At 33.5% G+C, this 23,214-nt stretch carries 11 protein-coding genes; 5 read left to right on the top strand and 6 right to left on the bottom strand.

The genetic code is table 11. The features are described 5' to 3' along the window. Nucleotides 1-324: 324 nt before the first annotated feature. Both ACKJXD_RS04040 and ACKJXD_RS04035 read right to left on the bottom strand, forming a co-directional pair. On the bottom strand, nt 325-2,922 hold the full coding sequence (locus tag ACKJXD_RS04040; protein WP_430875610.1) for an SIR2 family protein: 2,598 nt from the start codon (nt 2,920-2,922) through the stop codon (nt 325-327). Nucleotides 2,923-3,353: 431 nt separating this feature from the next. Continuing rightward, a complete protein-coding gene (locus ACKJXD_RS04035; protein ID WP_430875609.1) occupies nt 3,354-3,554 on the bottom strand; it encodes a hypothetical protein in 201 nt (66 codons plus the stop codon). Nucleotides 3,555-3,782: 228 nt separating this feature from the next. On the opposite strand from ACKJXD_RS04035, the gene mutS reads away from it, so the two are divergent. Beyond that, nucleotides 3,783-6,341 (top strand): DNA mismatch repair protein MutS, encoded by a 2,559-nt coding sequence (mutS, locus tag ACKJXD_RS04030; RefSeq protein ID WP_430875608.1) that lies wholly within the window; start codon nt 3,783-3,785, stop codon nt 6,339-6,341. Between the two features lie 118 nt (nt 6,342-6,459). Here mutS and dld read toward each other — a convergent pair whose 3' ends face one another. Together dld and rlmF are read right to left on the bottom strand one after the other, a co-directional pair. After that, nucleotides 6,460-8,157, bottom strand: coding sequence for a D-lactate dehydrogenase (dld, locus tag ACKJXD_RS04025; RefSeq protein ID WP_430875607.1), 1,698 nt, complete (start codon nt 8,155-8,157; stop codon nt 6,460-6,462). Nucleotides 8,158-8,518: 361 nt separating this feature from the next. Further along, nucleotides 8,519-9,478, bottom strand: coding sequence for a 23S rRNA (adenine(1618)-N(6))-methyltransferase RlmF (gene rlmF, locus ACKJXD_RS04020; RefSeq protein ID WP_220216787.1), 960 nt, complete (start codon nt 9,476-9,478; stop codon nt 8,519-8,521). A gap of 232 nt (nt 9,479-9,710) precedes the next feature. On the opposite strand from rlmF, the gene ACKJXD_RS04015 reads away from it, so the two are divergent. Both ACKJXD_RS04015 and ACKJXD_RS04010 read left to right on the top strand, forming a co-directional pair. Then, entirely contained in the window at nt 9,711-11,135 is a 1,425-nt protein-coding gene (locus ACKJXD_RS04015; RefSeq protein ID WP_430875606.1) for a sodium:proton antiporter, read from the top strand. A gap of 518 nt (nt 11,136-11,653) precedes the next feature. Next, on the top strand, nt 11,654-15,112 hold the full coding sequence (locus ACKJXD_RS04010; protein ID WP_430875605.1) for an autotransporter outer membrane beta-barrel domain-containing protein: 3,459 nt from the start codon (nt 11,654-11,656) through the stop codon (nt 15,110-15,112). A 628-nt stretch (nt 15,113-15,740) separates the two neighbouring features. On the opposite strand, the gene ACKJXD_RS04005 is transcribed toward ACKJXD_RS04010, so the two are convergent. After that, complete coding sequence (locus ACKJXD_RS04005) at nt 15,741-18,293, bottom strand: autotransporter outer membrane beta-barrel domain-containing protein (protein WP_430875604.1); 2,553 nt, start codon at nt 18,291-18,293, stop codon at nt 15,741-15,743. An 866-nt stretch (nt 18,294-19,159) separates the two neighbouring features. Here ACKJXD_RS04005 and asd point away from each other — a divergent pair. Both asd and mscM read left to right on the top strand, forming a co-directional pair. After that, complete coding sequence (gene asd / locus ACKJXD_RS04000) at nt 19,160-20,008, top strand: archaetidylserine decarboxylase (protein WP_294828852.1); 849 nt, start codon at nt 19,160-19,162, stop codon at nt 20,006-20,008. Nucleotides 20,009-20,018: 10 nt separating this feature from the next. Further along, nucleotides 20,019-22,622 carry a miniconductance mechanosensitive channel MscM gene (mscM, locus tag ACKJXD_RS03995; protein WP_430875603.1) on the top strand — a complete coding sequence of 868 codons (2,604 nt, stop codon included), beginning with the start codon at nt 20,019-20,021 and terminating at the stop codon, nt 22,620-22,622. On the opposite strand, the gene ACKJXD_RS03990 is transcribed toward mscM, so the two are convergent. Next, entirely contained in the window at nt 22,619-23,149 is a 531-nt protein-coding gene (locus ACKJXD_RS03990; protein ID WP_294828846.1) for a DedA family protein, read from the bottom strand. The genes mscM and ACKJXD_RS03990 overlap by 4 nt on opposite strands. Nucleotides 23,150-23,214 lie beyond the last annotated feature (65 nt).

Here is a 23,214-nt window from a genome sequence, read left to right as displayed (position 1 = left end):
ATCATGCGTTTATAAGTTTAATTGAATTTAAACATTATTTTAAAAAATAAAAAGATTTGTTCACTTCAGTTTTAATAACCTTTTTATATTTGACCTACTCAGGATGCTTTTAACAATACAAAAAGCAATCGCTTTAGATAATATCACTTTTTTAACTAATTACGTAATATATCTTCCATCTTTTTAGAGTTACTCTAACGCTAACTCTAAAACTAACTACTGATATAAATGAATAGGTCTAGTATAAATTAGGAAGATCACACTTTATCAATTTTTACCATTAACTTTATTACATAATAAAACAATCTTATTTTTATTACACGGTTAAATTATAGAACTTATACTCGATATGTATGAAGAAAGAATATTTTTCGGCACCGCAGGCCAATTCAAAAAATTATAATAATTCATGAAATCTCGTTCTATTAAATTTTTCAATTCTCTTTTTGCATCTGATTCATGGTCTAATAGGAAAAACGCACACATGGCAATCACCCCTTTAGATCTGTGACGAGATATAACTGTACGGACTTCAGATTCGTTTATTTTCAAATTCAGTTTTTTCTTCGCAAATTCCCTATTGATTATCAATACATCTCTTTCTTTAACATTTTTTATTTTATCAAGTTCATCGGTAACAATGTTAATAGTATCCTGATAGTTTTCTGCTAAAAGATTAATATATGTTTTTTTAATAATATAAGAACTCGATATTAAATCCTCTTTAAAAGCTTCATCAAGGCATTCCAGAGCACGTTTGTAGTCACCTTTTAAAGTTAATAATTTATATTTTATTTCCTGCAAAAGCTGATTTGAAATATCTCTTGATAGGTTGTCTATTAAATCTTCTACAAAAGGAATATTTGCTTTATCAAAAAGTAAAATATCAATAATGCTTAATAAGCAACTATTTTTCCCTCTACTATTCAGTGCTTCCTTTGCTAGTTCAATACCTACGCTAAGATTTTTATTGCAACCTATTTCATACCTAGCTTTGAATAAGATGAATGAAGCTATTTCGGCAATATCTTTCTCATCGTTATATTTATCAATAAACTCTCTCATTAATGTATTTCGTTCATCAATTTCATAATCAGTATAAAATAAAGATGAATACAGATTAGTTAAATATTTTAATATATTTCTTTTTTTATTTTTTGATGAGTGTTCATAAATTTTAGCTAACGAGCTAATGCATTCGATAATCTTTTCTTTATTTTGTTGGGAACAAGAAAAATCAGAATATATATTCAGATAAGTATCATGGATCGGATTTTTTTCTTTAATTTTTTCAAGTAATTCTCTAACTAACTTATTACACTGATCTTTTTCATATTTAGTTTGATGCTCACATTTTATTGCATCGTATTTAATTTTCCATGCTCTATTTTCAAGGCTGTTATCTTGAAAAAGACTTTCTTCAATAAGTTTATTTAATTCTTCAAATGTGATTAAATCACCATTATCATTATCCAAATAATTTATAGCAACGCGACATAGGTGATTTTTAAGGCTGATACTATATTGAAACTTAGGAAGTAGCTCTTTAAGATATTTTATTTTATCTTTTCTATCTACAAAAATATTAGATTTAAACAAAGAGTAGCTTATATTAAACTCATCCAATTCAATTAATTTATCACTATACTCTAAGGCTGATTTGGTATTTTTTTGTTTTTCCTTTATAGCAATGAGACGTTTTAGATACAAAGGTTTAATTTTATCATCGGTTGTGTTGGTAATTAAGTTATTTAACTTATTCTCTGCAAGAGAGTATTTTTTCGAACGAATTGACTTATCAATAGTTAATAAATTTCTAAAATCCTCCTCAGGAATTCTTTGATCATCGTCTTCACTCTGCGATAATTCGTTTATTAGGGATGAGATGTCTTTGGTTAAATTATTCTTTCTAATTTTTTCCAAGTCCGATTCAATAAATTGATTTTTGCTAAGATGAAAAGAATCTTTTAGGAAATTATTTATCATTTTTTCTCTTCTTGTAGATTTTTGGCTTCCACCTAGTGAAAGTTCTCCTCCAAGTTGATAAAGTAATTCAGCCATGAATTCATCAAATCCATCAATTTCAACCCAATATACTTTTTCATGATTAAGCAACTTAAAAAGTTCTGAAGTTATTGCGTCACCTTTTTTTCTACACCAATAAATACCGTTTCTTAAATAATCATTATCTTTAAGCAAATATTTAACAGTATCCATTATGGAAGTATCATTACCAGCATATCCCACAAATATTAATCCATATTCTTTTGCAAATTCTAATAATTTTTCCCTAGTATTATTTTCTAATGACTCAGTTTCCCTCAGAGAACTTTTTATACTATCGAATAAATAATCACCATGGAGTTTTATGATCTTAGGGCGAGATGAAGTTATTGATACTCCTTTTATTGATGAATCATGTGCACATAATAAAGGTCTTTCTGATGAAAATTGATAGAACGCTTCATTAATCAAATCATCAAAATTTGTAGTGAACACAGTATCAAAAAACTTTAATTCAAATAACTCTACAAGATATGCATATCCAATTGAAGGAAATTTTTTATCAACTTGAAGCTCGACAAAACGTCTACGTTGTGAAGGTAAATCAAATTTTTTTTCAAAAAGGGACGAATATTCATTATTTTGATCATACCAATCTGGATGGTTCGTTGATAACCATTGTTTTGCTTCTTCAGGTTCAGAATACTCCTTCTCTGACAATCTTGTATAAATTTCTTCTCTCCACTCCTGTACTAATTCGTGACCAGTACGAATTCCAGATGTTACAGATGCGCCAGCACCTAGAAAAAGTGCATAATTTGGTGATATTCCTGATTTAATTTTTATATAATCAGCAAGATCTTTGACACTTCTTTTTTTTATAGATAATTTTTCTACTGCAACATCACTATCAACCATCTTTATCTCCTAACATGCTAATTTATTGATTTTTATATCAATATTTATTCCTATTACATTATCAGTAACCATCATTTTTTGATAACCTTTTTAGTATCATTATATATGAAAACAATATAATTATGTTATTTTATACAAAAGCGTTGTATATACAAAAATTTACCCAGAAAAATAAAAATTGAGATTCAATTTAAACTGATAGCATTCAATTGAAACAGGTAACTATCAAATTAAATTTAAACAATGTTTTACCAAATTATTAATTTTTTATATATTTTCTTAATTTTTCTTATTCCAGTATGCAGGTTGCACTATCACCCCTAGCAATGCCATACAATTTATTTTTTTGTTCCCAAAGGGCAACACCATCAAATAAACGAGTTTTATTTTGTTTTAAAATTTTGCGAATATTGTCTTTAGCATATCCTTTGTCAATTTTTACCTAGTGCCTCAGGAATAGTCATTTTATCTTGCAAATTATAAAAAGATTCATATTTAAGTAACAGGGTTTTAATACTCAATGGATAAATACATAATCGTTCAAGTGGGTTTAATATTCTTTCAGTCATAAATAAATTAGATAACATGAGTTCACTACTACCTTTGGCTTTAATTCGATCTTCAATCCTCATAAATTTAAATTCATTATGACCTAATCACCTCATTTTCAATACAACCTATAAAGTGATACAATCATTTAATATTAAACTATGCCTAATGTAATAATAAGTTTCACCGATTTTTAGGGTTTTTAAGACAGTTACCGAGTTACTTAAGAGCAAAATCAAAGATTTTGCGAAAAAGTGAGTAAGATTATATATAGTAATCGCCTGAGTTTTAGATAAAAAAGAATTGATAATATGACCGAATACGACAACTTCACCGACCACACACCAATGATGCGACAATACCTAAAATTGAAAGCAGAAAATCCGGATATTTTACTGTTTTATCGTATGGGTGATTTTTATGAGATGTTTTATGATGATGCCAAACGGGCTTCGCAACTTCTTGATATCTCGTTAACAAAAAGAGGCTCTTCAAATGGTGAACCTATTCCAATGGCAGGCGTGCCTTATCATGCAGTTGAAAGTTATTTAGCAAAACTCATTGCGTTGGGGGAGTCGGTCGCAATTTGTGAGCAGATTGGCGATCCTGCTACCAGTAAAGGGCCTGTTGAGCGTAAGGTTGTTCGTATAGTCACCCCTGGCACAGTAAGTGATGAATTACTTTTAGAAGATCGAAAAGATAATTTGTTGGCTTCCATTTGGCAGCACAAAAATCATTTTGGTTATGCAACTCTTGATATCAGTTCTGGTCGTTTTTTTGTATTCGAATGCGATAACGTTGAAGCAATGCAAGCTGAACTACAGCGGACAAATCCGGTTGAACTTCTTTATCCTGAAGATTTCGAATCCATGTCATTAATTGACAATCGTAATGGCTTAAGACGGCGCCCATTGTGGGACTTCGATCTTGAAACAGCGAAACAACAGCTTAAGTTACAATTTGGAACGAATGATTTAGTTGGATTTGGGGTTGAGGATTGTTGTTATGCATTGTCTGCCGCAGGTTGTTTACTGCAATATGTTAAAGATACTCAGCGCACAGCCCTGCCCCATATTCGCTCTATCATTAAAGAATCAGCCTATGATTTTGTTGTCTTAGATGCTGCTACTCGCCGAAACTTAGAAATCACCGAAAATTTATGTGGTGGCACTGAAAATACGGTTGCCGATATATTAGACAAAACACAAACCGCTATGGGAAGCCGAATGTTAAAACGTTGGTTGCATTCGCCTATCCGTAATGTGGTTATTTTGCAAAATAGACAAGAAGCCATTAGCGAATTACAACAAGATCTTGGTGATATTCAACCGATCTTAAAGCAAATTGGTGATCTGGAACGAATTTTAGCCAGATTAGCGTTAAGAACAGCACGCCCACGCGATTTTGCTCGTTTACGTGATGCCTATAATGTATTGCCAGAATTACAACAATTGTTAAATCATCACTCATCACCTTATTTAATTGCTTTACGAGCTAAAATCAATCAATTTGATCAGATAGCCGATCTTTTAAATCAAGCGATTGTTGAAGCCCCACCCGTTATTATTCGTGATGGAGGGGTGATTGCAACTGGCTATAATGCCGAATTAGATGAACTTCGTAATCTTGCTGACGGTGCAACTAATTATCTGGAACAACTTGAGATTCGCGAGCGTGAAACGCTAGGTATCGATACCTTAAAAGTCGGATTTAATGCGGTACATGGTTACTATATTCAAATCAGTCGAGGGCAAAGCCATTTAGCGCCGATTCACTATACCAGACGGCAAACATTGAAGAATGTTGAACGTTATATTATTCCAGAATTAAAAGAATATGAAGATAAAGTGTTAACCTCTAAAGGTCGTGCATTAGCTTTAGAAAAACAACTTTACGATCAACTTTTTGAGTTACTATTGCCTGATTTAGCGAATATGCAAATGAGTGCCGATGCAATAGCTGAACTTGATGTACTAACTAACCTTGCTGAACGTGCTTTAACATTTAATTATCAGTGCCCGACATTATCTAATAGTGCAGGAATTGAAATTAAAGATGGTCGACATGTGGTTATAGAACAAGTATTAAAAACACCATTTATTGCGAACTCGCTTTTGCTATCACCAAACCGCAGAATGCTTATTATTACGGGCCCAAATATGGGCGGGAAAAGCACATATATGCGTCAAGCTGCATTGATTGTTTTACTGACTTATATTGGTAGCTTTGTTCCTGCATCTAAAGCCGTGATTGGGCCTGTTGATCGCATCTTTACGCGAATAGGTGCATCAGATGATTTAGCATCCGGGCGTTCTACTTTTATGGTTGAAATGACTGAAACAGCCAATATTATGCATAACGCAACTGAACAAAGTTTGGTACTTATGGATGAAATTGGTCGAGGCACCTCAACCTATGATGGGCTTTCATTGGCTTGGGCATGTGCAGAAAATTTAGCTAATCACATTAAGGCGATGACCCTATTTGCTACTCATTACTTTGAATTAACTCAACTACCTGAACATATGCAAGGTGTCTATAACATCCATTTTGATGCTATTGAACATGATAATACCGTTGCATTTATTCATGAAGTTTCTGAAGGTGCAGCAAGCAAAAGTTTCGGTATCGCCGTTGCGGGTTTAGCGGGTGTGCCTAAAACGGTTTTAAAAAGGGCAAAACAGAAATTAAAAGAGCTTGAAATGATTTCAAAACAGACAGCGAACAGCCATGTTGATAGCTCGCAACTTTCGTTTGAAGCTGAATCAGAACCGTCTGAAGTTGAAGAGGCTTTAAAACGTATAGATCCTGATGCATTAACACCGAAACAGGCCTTAGAAATGTTATATCAATTAAAAAAATTACTTTGATATACAAATGATTTTCAAGACAATATATTAATCGATTTATTGAACAATATGATTATTTAGTCATATCAACATAACACCGCCAGTTTATCAATACTGGCGGTTTTCGTTTAAGGTCAAATTACTGCCAATATTTCTTTTTCGATGTCTTACCAATACCTGGATTGAGGCTGTTAGTCGGATCTAATTGCTGATAGAATTTTTTCAAATCAGCGTTAGCTTGATATAAATGACCAACATTATGTTCAGCAGGATATTGTGCGCCACGCTGATCTAAAATGGATAACATCTCTTCTTTCACTTTGTGGCAATCTGTTCCTTTTTTGGCAATATAATCTTGGTGAAAAACAGAACAGAAGAAATGCCCATAATATAATTTATGAATAAAATGTTGACTTATATTTTCAGGTAATGTTTCAAACCAATCTTTATCATTACGTCGTAAAGCAATATCCAGTGCAACCAAATCTTCAACCGTATCCGAATGGACACTACGATAAACAGTTGCAGCACCAGCTGTCGCAAAACGATGCAACATCGCCGCTTCTGCTTCTTTCTCATTACAATGAAAATAGTCGCTTTGTTTGTTTTGAAAAAATGTTTGCAAAAATGCCTGAGCTTCCGCTATGCCATCATCGGCCATTTTTAAAATGAGATGATGTTCAAAACGATCACGATAATCACGAATAGATTTAGGTAAGTGGTTAGGAAGTAATTTACTCACAAACACCGCAAATCGATCTGAAAAATTATTGGGGAAGAATGGAATTTTTGTACTGACACGATCAACGAAATTTTTAAATGCATATAAGCGAGGAATCACATTTGTACCTAAATTTTGTATGGCTAAATAGATATGTTTACCATATACAGCAGCAATATCAAATGCATCACGATGAATATATTCGCCCGATACCGGTAAATTTTTAAAGTGAGCTAAAATATGACGTCGGATTTCATCAAGATCATCAGTATTATTAGTGCCGATATAAAATACTGCACTATTTTTTTCAAGTGGAAACGTATCTAATCGTACAGCAAATACCATTAACCGACCTGCACTACCCGAAGCTTCGTAATGTCTAGTTGGATCGGCATTAAAACGTGCTGGCGTATCGGCATCAATCTCACGAACATGATCGCAATAATGATGATCGTGTCCTAAACCTGCATCATGATTAATGTCTTTTTCAGTATAAGTATGATTTTGAAGATTTTGTAAGATAGTCTCTGGATCGTCACCTAATTCAATCCCTAAATGGTTAACCAGATGCAATTGTCCTTGATCATCTAATTGAGCAAATACGGCCATTTGTGTATAGGCAGGCCCATGCTGGATTAAGGCACCACCAGAATTATTACACACCCCACCCATAACGGATGCGCCAATACAAGATGAACCTATTACCGAATGCGGCCCACGATTATATTTTTTCAACTCTTTTTCAAGTTTAAATAGCGTACTGCCTGGCAAACAAACCACTTGCTCACCATTTTCAATCACTTGAATACCTTCAAGTCGACGAGTACTGACAATTACCACAGGCCTATCATAATCATTACCGTCAGGTGTAGAACCACCGGTTAATCCTGTATTTGCCGATTGAGTAATCACAATGACATCGGCTTCAACACACGCTTTTAAAACTAGCCACTGTTCAACTAACGTACCGGGTAAAACCACTGCAATAGCATCACCTTCCCCAAAACGAATACCTTTACGATAAAGTAATGTACGGGAAGGATCAGTTAATGTGTGCTTTTTGCCCACAATAGTTTCTAACTTTTCAATCAGTTCTGCCGTCGTATTCTTACTCATATTATCTTCCTTATACCTAAATGGATATCGCTTCAGTATTGATTATATTATAACCATTACTGTTTATTGCAAAGCATTTTAATTATCGTTAATTTTTTATAAGGAAAATAATAATTTTTAGTTATAACAAAGAATTATATAATTATTGAATACCCATTTTTAATATTAAACATTGATTACATATCATTTTTTATTTATGTAAAAATAGCATGTTGATTAAACATCTGATTAGATAAAACAAGAAAAGGTCAACTAACAATAAAAAAATTATTGGATACTATTTGCAGGACACATTGGAGGGATTAATCACTCGCCTTTGTAGGACTTAAATACCTGTCTGTTTGAGATATTTTAATAAACATTAATAATTTGCTAGAAACTGTTGACGTTCTGCTTTATTAAAGTAAGTCCATGCGACAAAACGGCTAATTTTTTGTCCTTGTGCCATAGGCACAATTTTTGTCTCAATAGCTTCAACGGCTTCTAAGTGTTTTCTAATTACTGGTAATGACTCTTTTTTTGAAACCAATGTCGTAAACCATAAACACTGTGTTTTATAATTGGCACTCTCTTTTATCATATTACTAATAAATGTGCTTTCGCCACCTTGACACCATAACTCCATATGTTGCCCACCAAAATTCAGTACTGTTTTTTGTTTTGAATCACCCAATTTTCCTAGATTTTTGAGTTTTTTCTGGGTACTGGCTAAGGCAGCTTGCGCTGACGCATGAAAAGGAGGATTACAAAGAGTTAGCATATAAAACTCTTTAGGCTGAATAATCCCATCAAAAATTGCCGAGCGATTTTTTTGCAATCGACATTGAACAGATCCCTTGAGTAACGAATTAGCCTTTGTGATTAATGATGCAACTTTTATTGCGGTTGGATTGATATCGCTACCTACAAATGACCATCCATATTCAGCCCGACCAATAATAGGATAGATCATATTGGCTCCCATACCGATATCCAACACCTGAACTTTTTTACCCGTCATCATGATATGTTGATTATCTTCTGCCAGCAAGTCGGCCAAATAATGCATATAATCGGCTCGTCCGGGTATCGGAGGACACAAATAATCGTTAGGAATATCCCAATAAGAAAGTTGGTAATAGGTCAATAACAATGCTTTATTTAACATTCTGACAGCGTCAGGATCAGCAAAATCAATCGATAAATTTCCATATTGATTTCGTTTAACAAAAGGTGAAAAATCTGGCACGGCTTTAATTAATTGTGCAAAGTCATATCCATGGCGATGTTTATTGCGAATATGTAAAGGCGATGCGTTGACAGTTGGTGATCGTTTTTGCATGTTTGTTCCAGGAATGTGTACTATTATCTATTATAATGACGTTTTGCTGTGAGAAAAATACATACACGATTAATTAAGCGCCATTTATACACATTGTTTTCACATCTTATGTATTAACTTAATAAAATAATTAAACTTTTTAGTATGATTTTTGATACAACTTACTGTAATAACAATTACAATTAAAATATTTGTTATAATAGGTTATAAAAGAATACTCAAAATACACCTAATGAATCATTTAATTAAATTATCACTAACACCATTGTTTATATTAACATTCATCCCTTTCGACTTGTATGCTGATGATTTTAGTGGTCAACATCTATCACTCTGTTGGGGTATCCCATTTGTTGGTATTTTGTTGTCGATTGCGTTATTACCATTATTGATACCCCGAATATGGCATCACCATTATGGCAAGATCACCATTTTTTGGACGTTGCTCTTTATGGGATCAGCATGTTATTTTTTTGGGTGGCAATCAACTCTTGAGCTAACTACTCATGCAATATTCGCTGAATATATTCCTTTTATTCTGTTATTGTTGGCGCTGTTTACCGTATCAGGTGGTATTTTAATCAAAAGTGAAATAGTCAGTACGCCAAAATTAAATGTTTGCATTTTAGCAGTCGGTACTTTATTAGCGTCAATCATGGGAACAACCGGCGCAGCCATGCTAATGATACGCCCACTTATCAGAGCCAATCGCAATCGAAAACAAGCCGTTCATATCATTATTTTTTTCATTTTTTTAGTGGCCAATATAGGAGGGGGATTAACTCCACTTGGTGATCCGCCACTATTTATCGGTTTTTTGAAAGGTGTCGATTTTTTCTGGACAATGAGCCATATGTTATTACCGGTATTGTTAACCTCAACATTATTACTCACGATTTTTTATTTTATTGACCGCCACTATTTCCGACTACAGTATGGTAATCTACAACAAGTTGCAATGCCCAAAATTGACAATTCCATTAAGTTTTATGGTTTAAAAAATGGAGGGCTGTTGATCCTGATTATTGCAATGGTTCTATTATCTGGAATATGGCATTCCTCTATAGAGGTAACGCTATTCGAGACTCATCTTAGTTTACCTAACCTTGTCCGAGATGGCGTTTTTATCATTATCACCCTAATTTCTATTTGCATAACTCCGAAAAACATTCGCGCAGCTAATGAGTTTAATTGGGAACCTATTATTGAAGTAGCTAAACTATTCATTGGTATATTTATTACAATCGTACCAGTTCTGGCCATTTTAAAAGCAGGCAGTGACGGAGCGTTATCGCCACTAGTTTCATTAGTCAATAATCAACAAGCGCACCCCATTAATAGTATGTATTTTTGGCTTTCAGGGTTACTATCAGGATTTTTAGACAATGCACCAACTTATCTCGTCTTTTTTAATTTAGCATCGGGTGATGCAACAATATTAATGACTTCGCTTGAAAAGACCTTACTAGCCGTATCCATGGGTTCTGTTTTTATGGGTGCTTTAAGTTATATTGGGAATGCACCTAACTTTATGGTTAAAAGCATTGCAACCCAAAATCAAATCAAGATGCCTAGTTTTTTTGGGTATATGAAATGGTCAATAGGGATTTTAATTCCAGTATTTATTGTTAATAATTTATTATTTTTTACATATTAACCCTTAAGGTTTAATTGAAAAATATAATAATATCAGATGAATAGAGTTTATTGATAGTAACGTTAAATATTTGATATTTTAATGCTATGACACTTTACTTAATATCCTCTAATCGGGTTAGCATTAATTTTTGATGCTAACCCGATGTTTTTTCGTAAAGCAATTAATCCATCATCACAGATTAAGATGCTCACTTACACACCTTAACAAAAATTTAATTTCTGATTTTCGCCACCACCTACCCCGATCATATTTTGATCAGAAATAAAAGATTTTTATCTATACATACTACTAAAATAGTAATAGAATTACCCGCCCTTAACTCTTTAATCACAATAAATTTAATTTAAATAAACAGTTTACATTAAATTTTTATACGAATGTAAAAATTGTTAAATTTAATTTTTACATAAGCCGTTAAGGGAATTACTGTTAACTTATAATATTAATAACAAAGTTAACTATAAATAAAATCTAATAGAAAGTTAGCTATAAATAAAATCTAATAGGATGATAATATGAATAAAATTTACAAATTAGTCTGGCACACATCTAAGCGACAATGGGTTGTTGTTTCAGAACTGGCAAAAAAAGGAAAAACGAAAAGTACAAAACTTCTAGCCGTAACAGCATTGGCTTCGCTTTCTGCTAATGTTTTAGCGGGCCCTTGTTCATTCAATTCAAACTTCCAAATAATTGTTGATGGAAATCAATGTGAACTTAGTGAGAACAGCTATACAGGCGTACAAATTCCAGGGAAAGATAATAAGGTCATTGCTGTTGATAATGGTGGTAAACTTACATTTAATCCATTTGCCAACAATGTAACCATTACCAGCAAAAACCAAAATCATGCTTTAGTTATTGGGACGACAGAACCATATCCTAAACAGAACCCTATAAATAATCGTCCAAATTTAGGGGGAACAGTAACTGTTGAAGGTGATTTAACGATTAATCTTAACGCTCAAACGTTACCACCCGATGATACGAAAAAACAATACCGACCAAGCAGTATTTTATTAGGGGACAACAGTGAATTATTGGTTAATGGAAATTTAAACATCAATCATACTGATTTCTGGCCCGACAAAAATGATCAATCTCAAACAGAATTTGAAACTGGAGCTCCAATTGATGTATCTCTCACTAACGCCAATTCATCAAGATTGACTGTTAGGGGGATAACGACTATAAAATCGAATGGTGACGGTATTCGTAATGGTTCTGAAATGAATAGTACTCAATTGGGCGGAATCCTTAATTTTGAGAAAAACGTCGATATTCAAGCAAATTATGTCGGTTTAAAAAACAGTGCAGGTACGACGACTTTTCATGAAAATTTAAATATTGATGTAAAAGAAGGGAAAGGTATAGCTCAAACTTCTGGTTCGATTATTATTAAAGGTGATTTGGATGTCGTATCAAACAAATTGGGGAATGCTGGCCATAATTCCATAGATATTTATGGTGGCGAGATAAAAGTTGATGGTATAACCAAGATTGAATCCTATGGTACAGGAAATCAACGCTATGCATCTGCAACCTCATTATATGTATCTGGACAAGGGAAAGTATCTTTTGGTTCTGAACTTAATGCAACAACCAATAGTACCAATGCCAATAATACGGATACAGGTAACGGTGATGTCATAAAACTACAAGATCAGGGTGAAATTAATCTAGCGGACAAAACAATACTTACTGCAAAAGACTCTGGTAATGGTATAACCATGGGGGGACAAGGTAGATTAAACCTAAACCGAGAAACCACTATTTTCACCGAAAAGGGAGATGGTATCAACATTAATGGTGGAACAATCAATAGTGATAAAGCCGTTCAATTAACCATCAGCTCTAATGCTAATAATGGTAATTTGATTAAAGTCAGAAGCGGTAATGTCAGCTTAGCCAGAAATACTACACTTAATGCTAAACACTCTACTCACGGCATAAATGTAGAAGATGGTACAGTTAATCTGAATAAGCAAACAACTATCACTACACAATCGGGCAATGGAATTTATATTAGCGGAGGTAACATCATAGCCGCTGATGATTCACAATTAGACATAAATACGGCTGAATCAACCGCTATTTATCAAACGGGGGGAAATCTAATATTAAAAAATACAAATATTAAATCTCCACAAAATTATAAAGCGGTGATTCTTGATGGTGGCTCACTATCTAATTTAGGTATATTAGCTATTGAATCTAAAACAGATACTGCAGCGATACATAGTACTGTTGAATCTGGCAAAACAGCTGTATTTAATAATGCAGGAACGTTAGATACAAGTAAAATTGATAATATTCAATCAATTATCAGTCATGATAAAACTGGTACTTTAGAAATCAACAATACAACGACTGGTGTATTGAATTCTGACAATAATAATATTTTCACAAACACATCAACAGGTACTATCGTCGCGAATAATGCCGGTAAATTGTCTGGTAAAATAGATACAGGAAAAGGGATTGTTAACTTAAATAACTCAGGACTTTGGGAAACCACTGAGTATTCGAAGCTAACCAATGTCACAAATGCCGGTACCATCCATTTCAAACATCCAATAACTGCTAATCGTAGCAGTAGCGAATTCTTCACGATTGATATCGATGGGGATTATGTCGGTCATGAAGGTACATTGAAAATGCATACCATATGGAATGCTTCAGACGACGAAAACGGTAGTAGCTCCAACTCTGATGTTTTAAATATTGCTGGTACAGCCAAAGGTACAACGACCATCGTCCAAGTATCTGCAGATGGTACAGAACGCATTATAGATGGAAATGTAAAACAAATTGAAAAAAGTTTAGATAGTATTTCAGTCGTCAATGTTGCCAATAGCGGAACAGACATTGCCTTTACAGGTAAAGCTCAAACTACCGGTTTGACAGAAGTCCAGTTGGCTAAACGTACCGTTGATAACCGAGATGAATATTACTGGACAATGAAAGCTAAAACCAAATCCCAAGCAGAAACAAATAAAACTATTTATGCAGATTCAGTTGCGGGTTATACGCTGATGCCAAGTGTTAATTTTGAACAAGGATTCACAACTTTGGCTAATTTAAGAGAGCGTCGTGGTGATCTTTATTGCTTAAATTGTGCAAATGATAATAGCCAAAATACTTGGGCTCGTATTTTCGGTAAAAATCAAAAACAAGATGGTAAAGAACGCCTTAAATTTGATACGAATATTTTCGGCTTACAAATTGGTCATGACTTTTCAATTACCCCTCTAGATAATAACGGTCTGAATTTATTGGGTGGTTACATCTCTTACAGCAAAGCTAAAACCGATTTTTCTGATAAATATCGTGCTAAAGATGGCATTATAACTAGTAATAAAAAAACAGGTAAAGGCGAATCAGACAGCTTTAGCTTGGGTATTACTAATACTTATTATACAGGTGGTGGCACCTATGTTGACTTAGTTGGTCAATTGTCTTACCTTCGAAATAAGTATAATGCTCGTACAGGCAAAAATCCTTCCACTCAAACTGGTTGGGGCATTGCGCTATCGGCTGAAGTTGGCCATTCTTTTCCATTAAACGGAACAAGTTGGTCTATCGAACCTCAAACACAATTGATTTATCAATATCTGAAACTTGACAGTTTTAAAGATAATGTTCGTCATGTTGATCAGAATAATCCAGATACGTTACGTGGGCGAGTTGGTTTAATGATTGCTTATAACGCCAATGATAATGAAAGCCGAAGTACTTCGATTTATGCTATCGGTAATATTTTACATGATTTCTATAGCCCAGATGACGTCAAAATTGGACATGACAAAATTAACGAAAAGTTTAATAAAACTTGGGGTGAAATCGGTTTAGGATTAAATATACCTGTGACCAGTCAAAGCGAACTTTATGGGGATATCCGTAGTGAGCATAACTTTGGGGGTAGTAAACGTCAAAGCTTCCGAGGTGATATTGGTCTGAAAGTAAACTGGTAATGATAATGTCTACCACATAATATCAACTGATATTTATGTGGTAGACGTTTTAATTATTAATAAAGAACTTACTGATGTAAGTTCTTTAAATAAATAGAAATTTCCGCTGTTTTATTTCTAAATCTATTCATGAGATTAAAATTTTGCAGAAGTTTGAAAGCATTTTTTTTCGAAAATTTCCAAATAATCTTTTATAAATCAAGACAATAAAAATCTATTTTAGTCAGTTTTAAAAACGGTAAAAATTCATATTGATTAATCATAATGCATTTGGATTAATGATAGATAATTCAAAAATAATACCGAGATAACGACTCCCGCCTTTCGATTTTAAACAAATATCTAAATAGATATAGATTAACCTTTTAATTCCTTTAGACTCGATATTGAATAACATACTTAATACCTAATCTGCTTTTTAAATATACAAAACAATATTATCTTAAACAAATAATTGTCTAACAGGTTGAGTTAAAAATATTTTAGGATTAGTTCCTGATTTAGGAAAGCGATAAAATAGTAAATTGATGGGGAAAACGTTTTGAATCTTATTTTTAAAAAGATCGCACAACATTATTGCAAAATGCTGTACGACCCTTTGGTATTAATTAGCTGATCATCTTAATCACTACCAACCAATTATCATTCCTACATTACCTGAAAAGCCTTGACGCGTAGTACTACCTAAACTATGTTCATAACGAACATCACTATAGATATTCATGTTTGTTATTATCGGTAATTGCATACCAATACCTAATTCAGCCCAAGTATGCGCAAACTTTTCACTAATTCTATCACGACCAATTTTAGTTTTTTCTGGATTAACAAAATCATGCCATAAATTACCAATCGCATAAAAAGATTTGCGTTGAGTAACTCGACTATCATCTTGATAAGATAATTTTAATCCAAGGCGACTACGTAAACCATCTTGAGCATTCTGATCGACATGGCGAACGTTATCCTTAAAACTACTTAAATTAAGATATTGATAAATCAGTTGAGCCTGTGGTTCAATTGACCAACTTTTGTCAAATAATGAAAAAGATTGACCAACCTCTGCTGATAATGCTGTAGCCCAACCATGTTGACTATTAGGATTATGGCTATTTTTTGCATGATATTTGTTAGTTAAATAGGATAATTGCCCCACTAAATCTAAATACCCACCGTTATTAGTAAAATAGGTATTGGTTAAACCTAGACTGATGTTTTCTGATTTACCATTTCCTGTTTTTTTATCATGAGCAATAACACCATTTTTAGCATGATATTTATCAGAAAAATCAGTATTTGCATTTGTGTAAGCTAAATAACCACCAAGCATAACTATATTTTGGTTGCTTAACTGTTTTACATAAAAATCATGCCCAATTTGTAAGCCATAAATATTGGCATCAAGGTTCAACCGTTGTTTACCATCTTGTTTATGATGTTTACCAAAGAAACGCCCCCAAGTATGATTGTCGCTAAGATTACTACAATCAGAACACGTTAAATCACCACGGCGTTCCCTCAAACTAGCAATGCTTGAATATCCTTGTTCTAAATTAACACGAGGCATAAGTGTATAACCCGCTACAGAATTGGCATAAATTAGCTTAGCATTCTTGGCGTTTGAACGTAGATTTTCATAATTAGGCTTAGCATTTGTCGACATAGTCCAAAAATATTCATCGCCATTGTCGGTTGTATGTTTTGCTAACTGAACTTCAACTGCGCCATTTGTTTTTGCAGTCCCAGTGAAAGCCGTTTCACCATTACTATCAGAAACATAAACAACAGGAACAGAGCTTACGATTTTTTCTAAAGTTTTAATATCACCTTCAATTATATTTTCTTTTCCAGTTTCTGAAACAGGGATAATTACTGTATTTCCAGTTGCAGAACCGTTAATTTTTATTACATCAGACAGAGTATTTCCATCGATTTCATTATCAGCTGCGTCCCATACAGTATGCATTTTCACGGTACCGTTTTTTCCAACATAATTACCTTTAACATCCATAACATGATATTCAGTTGGTGAATTATGAACAAATGAAATGACACCAGCGTTAATGACATTATTTAAATTTGAGTTACCATTAATATACCATTGACCAGTATTATCTAGGTTGATGGTACCTACATTAGCATCCATTGTTCCGCTAAGTTTTCCTGCATTATTAATATTGATGGTACCTGGTGTGATATTTTTAAATAATGAGCCTTTATCAAATGAAAGATCCCCATTTATGCTATTATTTACAATAAATGTACCGGTACCTTCATGAATAAACATATTTTCAATTGATGTCGAAGTCGGATCTGATGTCAGTGTTCCATTATTGTTAAATGTTGTCGTATCATCACCCATGACAGCGGCATGGACTATTGATATATCATTATTTGAATTTAAGGTGATAATTCCATTATTCGTTAAGGTTCCATACCATAAATGGAGCCCCTTTCCAGCGGTAGTAATTGTCGTATTTTTATTTAACGTTAGATTTCCTGAATATTTTTCATTTCCATCCTTGTTGCCTAAGCTGATTCCAATACCACTGACTTGACTATTATTAATGATTAGATCATTATTAAACGTAATATTTCCTCCATTACGTATCGCATCAGAACCATCAGTGTTAAACGTTGCAACACCATTGACCGTTACCACATTGTTATCTTTTACAACTTCCAGAGGTGCGCCAGTAGGGGTTTTTTTAGTTATCGTTAAATCACCTTTAACTAATAAGCTACCCTTATTGTACATATAAATACCACGAGAGACTTTATTACCCGCAATAATTTCCAAATCACCATTAAATATTGTCGTCCCACCTTCTACTTGAGGTCCCCCATTACCGCCGCCTATCGCTAGCGTGTGATTACTTGAATAAGAAGGACTTATCATTTTTACCTTATCAGCGGTAAATATTGCTGTTGTATTTTCACCTTCAATGCGAGATATATTAGTACCATAGTAATCACCGTTCGAAAATTCGCATGTTGAACCTTGGTTAGCATACGCTTTGTTACCAGCATAACAATCAGCATAAGAAACATAGGAAGTGCCCATTAATGCTGTTAATACTAATATTTTTTTTAATTTTGATTTTCCATTTCGTAATACTTCAGAAGTCACAATCCATCGTTGGAGTGATACGTTCCATACTAATTTATATTTTTTTTTCATATTTTAATTAATCTCACTTAAATCCATAATCTAATTTAGGACAACGCAATATTTCTATTTTGCTTCGAAATTGTTTGTATGATTCTTGCCAATCGTTCGAGTTTTTAATTTTGTTAACTTTCATCTTATTACTACTACTGAATATCGAATTATTAGCTTAAATCACCAATATAGAAACTTCGGATATAACATCATGAGACTAATGTTTTTTTCAGTATAAAAATAATTTCCACTTAACAGTCAAAAACGCATAAAAAAAATTGATTTTTATTAAATTTCAAATAAAAAAATTAATTTAAATAACAACCATATCTTTTTTGCGCTTAGCATTTAATATTAATCTTTAAAAATTGTAAATGACTATTTTTTAAAGTTTTATCAATGAAAATTAAAACTAATTAACGAACTTGATTAATCAAAATTAAAGCTAAAAAAATTTTTACAGATTGAGTTATTTGTTAGTTATAAAATATAAAAAAGTGAATTAAAAAAAGGAGTTATGCCAAAATTTTGCGGTGAGTTTTTGAGCGATTATTGACAAGTAAAACTGTTTTTTTTTAAATCTTAAAACCTTCGGAAATGACTTTTTTGAGAGCGTTAAGTTTTATCTATTTCTTTAATAAGATTTTCAAATTGACAATCATTAATTAACAATCATTAATTAATCTTTACTCAAAAAGTAATTAGATATAAATTTTTATTCACTACAAAACCATGCAATCATTTATCTTCATTATTACAGGATTTTATAATAGAAATTTAAAACAAGTTGCTAATCTACCTATAAACGAATTTAGTTCACTTTATACTTTCCTAATAAATGTTGTTATAATGACCCGTTTTTTATCTAACTTTGAGAGCTATCTATGTTAAATCAGCTTAAAGCAATTATTCAGTATCTTTTACCAAAACAGTTAATTACCGTTATCTTTGGATGGTTGGCAAAAAAACCGTTGGGAAAAGTGACCACATGGTTGATAAAAGGCTTTTGTAAACTTTATAAAATCGATCTAAGTGAAGCTAAAATAAGTAATATAACCGAATATAAAACTTTTAATGATTTCTTTGCTCGTGAATTAAAAGACGATGCTCGTCCTATCGATACATCTGATAATTCAGTTGTTATGCCCGCAGATGGTATATTAAGCCAATTTGGAAATATCCAAGATAATCAATTATTACAAGCAAAAGGACACACTTACACATTAGAGTCATTGCTTGCATGCCATCCTGATATGATCAAATTTTTTAAAAATGGCGCTTATGCAACTACTTACCTTTCTCCAAAAAATTATCACCGTTTTCACATGCCATGTGATGGAATATTACGAGAAATGATCTATGTCCCTGGCTCGCTATTTTCAGTAAGTAAAGCCACGACAGAAAGCATTCCCAATATTTTTGCACGTAATGAACGTGTTATCTGCTTGTTTGAAACTGAGTTTGGTCCTATGGCACAAATTCTAGTTGGTGCAACAATTGTCGGAAGTATCGAGGTTGAATGGGAAGGCATTATTACTCCGCCACGTGAAGGTATCATGAAACGCTGGACTTATTCAGGCGAAATTAAACTATCTAAAGGTCAAGACATGGGCTGTTTTAAATTGGGTTCAACTGTGATCACACTTTTTGCCTCAAATGCAGTTGAATTTCCTTCTGAACTTAAATTAGGTGATACAACTCGTGTAGGTAAAAAATTGGCCGAAAGGATCTAAGTTTATGTTGATGCGTTGTTTTTTTTATTGTTTATTAATATTTTTTTCTACAATTACGCTGGCGGAAGAATCATTATCGACGATTAATAATGATGAACAACTTTCGGAAGTGATCAAAAAATTAAATGAAAAAAATGAAGATCTCCGTCAAAATATGGATTATCAAAAAACACATTTAACCAGTATAATTAATGAACAGAACAATATTACAACGCAAATATCGCATGTACAAAATACGTTAGCCACTCTCGATGAACAAGGAGAGTGGTTAAGCTTTTCAACCGCACTTGGTGAAACTCTTCGCCAACAACTTCTACGGTTACCTGAAAAGCCAAAATCTTTGGCGCTAGATGCTGAAATTGCCGATGCAAAAGTTCAGCAACTTAATTATTCAAATAGTCTTAGTGAACTTGACCGTTATCCCGTGATAGTCGGTTCGCTAAATAATTCCAAGCTAGCTTCGCAATACAAACGTTTAATACGCGAACAAGGAGAATTATTAAAAACACTAATTTCAGGCACAGATACCACTATATTGGAACTGACCAAATTAAAAATTGCCAATAAACAATTAATTAATGCTATTGATGAAGTTAATGATGCCGCACATCGTTATTTTTTCTGGGTTGCCGATGTTAATCCGCTTTCATTAAGTTTTCCATTGAATTTAGCGAAAGATGTACATTATGTTATCTTTTCTATTGATACCTTATCACAATTATATAAAGCAACCATACAAATACTGGTCACTCCCAAATCACTATTTTTACTAATCATTTCACTCTTATTAGTTTTTGCGCACTTTAAAATGCGCTTAAAATACAATCTATTTTTAAATAAGTCAGCATCTCGAGTTGGTAAGGTTACTCAAGATAATTATTCACTCACTATAGAAGTTGTCATTTATTCTGTGGTTATGGCTTTACCGGTTCCGATATTATGGGCAGTTATTGGTTATGCATTACAGCTGAATTGGGATTATCCAGTTGCTGTTGCTCTCGGGTATGGTGTGAATGCTGCAGCACCCATTTTATGGGTGTTTATGATCTCAGCGCATTTGGCATCTCAAAATGGCCTATTTATAACCCATTTTGGTTGGTCAGAACATAGCGTTCGTGCCGCAATGAAATATTATCGGTTATCTGTATGGTTAGTCATACCATTAGTTATGATTGTCATGAGTTTTGATCAGTTTAGTAATCGTCAATTTGCTGCAACTATTGGACGTACCGCTTTTATTATTCTTTGTTTTGCATTAGTGTTCATGACTAATTCCATTCACCGCGCAGGCGTACCACTTTATATTGATAAAAAGGGAATGGGGGATAATTTACTGAGTCATATTTTGTGGATTATATTATTAAGTGCGCCCTGGCTTGCCATTATTGCTGCCTGTTTAGGTTATCTCTCAACAGCGCAAGTATTATTAGGTCGTCTTGAAGCCTCGGTCATTATTTGGGGTGGATTATTAGTCATTTATTTTATGATTCGTCGTTGGATGTGGATACAAAAACGTCGAATTGAATTTGAACGAACTAAACAACGCCGTCTCGAACGGATGCAAAGAGCGAAAACTTCAGAAGAAGATCTGTCTGAAAATGTCGATGAACCCGTTATTGATTTGGATGTGATAAGTGCACAATCATTGCAATTAGTACGTTCAATCATTATGTTAATTGCATTAATTAGTATGATATTACTCTGGTCTGAACTTCATTCTGCTTTTGCTTTCATGAATAATATAAAGCTTTGGGGGACGACCACCATTGTTAATGGAGCAGAAATTGAACAATATATCACTTTAGGATCACTATGTATTGCCATATTGGTTATGACAATAACCGTTCAACTCGTTAAAAATTTACCCGCCTTACTTGAATTGGGTATTTTACAACATTTAGATTTAACACCAGGAACAGGTTACGCAATATCAACAATTTCTAAATATATCATTCTAATGATCGGCTGTACGATTGCATTTTCATTTGTTGGGATAGATTGGTCAAAAATACAGTGGCTAATTGCAGCACTTGGTGTTGGTTTAGGCTTCGGTTTACAGGAAATATTTGCTAATTTCATTTCAGGATTGATCATCCTTTTTGAAAAGCCTGTTCGTATCGGGGATACCGTAACTATTCGCGATCTTACAGGAAATATCACAAAAATTAGTACACGAGCCATTACTATTGTTGATTGGGATCGAAAAGAGATTGTGATGCCAAATAAAGCATTTATTACAGAACAACTGGTAAACTGGTCTTTGTCTGATTCGATTACACGAATTGTACTAACGATACCAGCTACCATCGATGCCGATAGTGATCTAGTCATAGAATTACTTCAAAAAGCCTCTGATGAATGCGAATATGTTCTAAAAGACCCTGAACCACAGGTCTTTTTAGTGGATATTCAAGAAGGTATTCAATTATTTGAACTGCGTGTTTTTGCTGCTGAAATGGGGCATCGCATGGTGTTACGAAGTGCAATCCATAAATTGATCTTAGAAGCCTACCGTGAAAAAGGTCTGACACTACCTTTCCCACCGTTACAAACCAATTTAGAAGCTTTGGGTCGCAAAAGTGGGCGTCGTAGTTATATGGTTGGGACGGTTTAACCAAACAATGTTTCTAACCAGGGTACACCAAAAGTCCCTGGTGCTAACAGTACAAAAGCCCATATTGGTGCAGAGGTAATGTTAGCCAAATTAAATTTGGTGGTTGGCATATGCATAGCACCAGCAATCAATGGCACTATCGCTCTTAGCGGTCCAAAAAAGCGACCGATAAAAACGCCTAAGGTACCATAGCGTTCAAAAAACTGTTCTGCTCGAAAGACCAGTTTGGGATGGTTTTTAAGCGGCCAAGAATGGATGACTTGATGATGGTAATGTTTACCTAACCAATATGAGATTAAATCCCCCAAAGCGGCGCCTAATGAAGCTGCAATTAATACAGGTACAAAAGAAAGCGTACCTGTACCAATCAATGCGCCTGCACCTAATAATATAGCCGTTGCGGGAACCACTAACGAAATAATAGCTAACGATTCACCAAATGCTAATAAAAATATAATTGGCAAAGCCCAGATTTGGTGATTTTCAATAAATTGCATTATTGTATGCGTAATTTCATTTAATGACATAATTTCATCACAAATTATCAATTGATTATAGATGCCTATTTTATCATAATAAGTAACTATTAGCG

It is taken from the genome of Gilliamella sp. G0441 (assembly GCF_050589305.1).
Taxonomy (GTDB): domain Bacteria; phylum Pseudomonadota; class Gammaproteobacteria; order Enterobacterales; family Orbaceae; genus Gilliamella.
This window is presented reverse-complemented; position numbering and strand designations above follow the sequence as displayed.

Coding starts and splice junctions, on each gene's coding strand:
- ACKJXD_RS04005 (WP_430875604.1), bottom strand. CDS start 18,293: ATGAAAAAAAAATATAAATTAGTATGGAACGTATCACTCCAACGATGG.
- mutS (WP_430875608.1), top strand. CDS start 3,783: ATGACCGAATACGACAACTTCACCGACCACACACCAATGATGCGACAA.
- asd (WP_294828852.1), top strand. CDS start 19,160: ATGTTAAATCAGCTTAAAGCAATTATTCAGTATCTTTTACCAAAACAG.
- ACKJXD_RS03990 (WP_294828846.1), bottom strand. CDS start 23,149: ATGTCATTAAATGAAATTACGCATACAATAATGCAATTTATTGAAAAT.
- mscM (WP_430875603.1), top strand. CDS start 20,019: ATGCGTTGTTTTTTTTATTGTTTATTAATATTTTTTTCTACAATTACG.
- dld (WP_430875607.1), bottom strand. CDS start 8,157: ATGAGTAAGAATACGACGGCAGAACTGATTGAAAAGTTAGAAACTATT.
- ACKJXD_RS04035 (WP_430875609.1), bottom strand. CDS start 3,554: ATGAGGATTGAAGATCGAATTAAAGCCAAAGGTAGTAGTGAACTCATG.
- ACKJXD_RS04040 (WP_430875610.1), bottom strand. CDS start 2,922: ATGGTTGATAGTGATGTTGCAGTAGAAAAATTATCTATAAAAAAAAGA.
- rlmF (WP_220216787.1), bottom strand. CDS start 9,478: ATGCAAAAACGATCACCAACTGTCAACGCATCGCCTTTACATATTCGC.
- ACKJXD_RS04010 (WP_430875605.1), top strand. CDS start 11,654: ATGAATAAAATTTACAAATTAGTCTGGCACACATCTAAGCGACAATGG.
- ACKJXD_RS04015 (WP_430875606.1), top strand. CDS start 9,711: ATGAATCATTTAATTAAATTATCACTAACACCATTGTTTATATTAACA.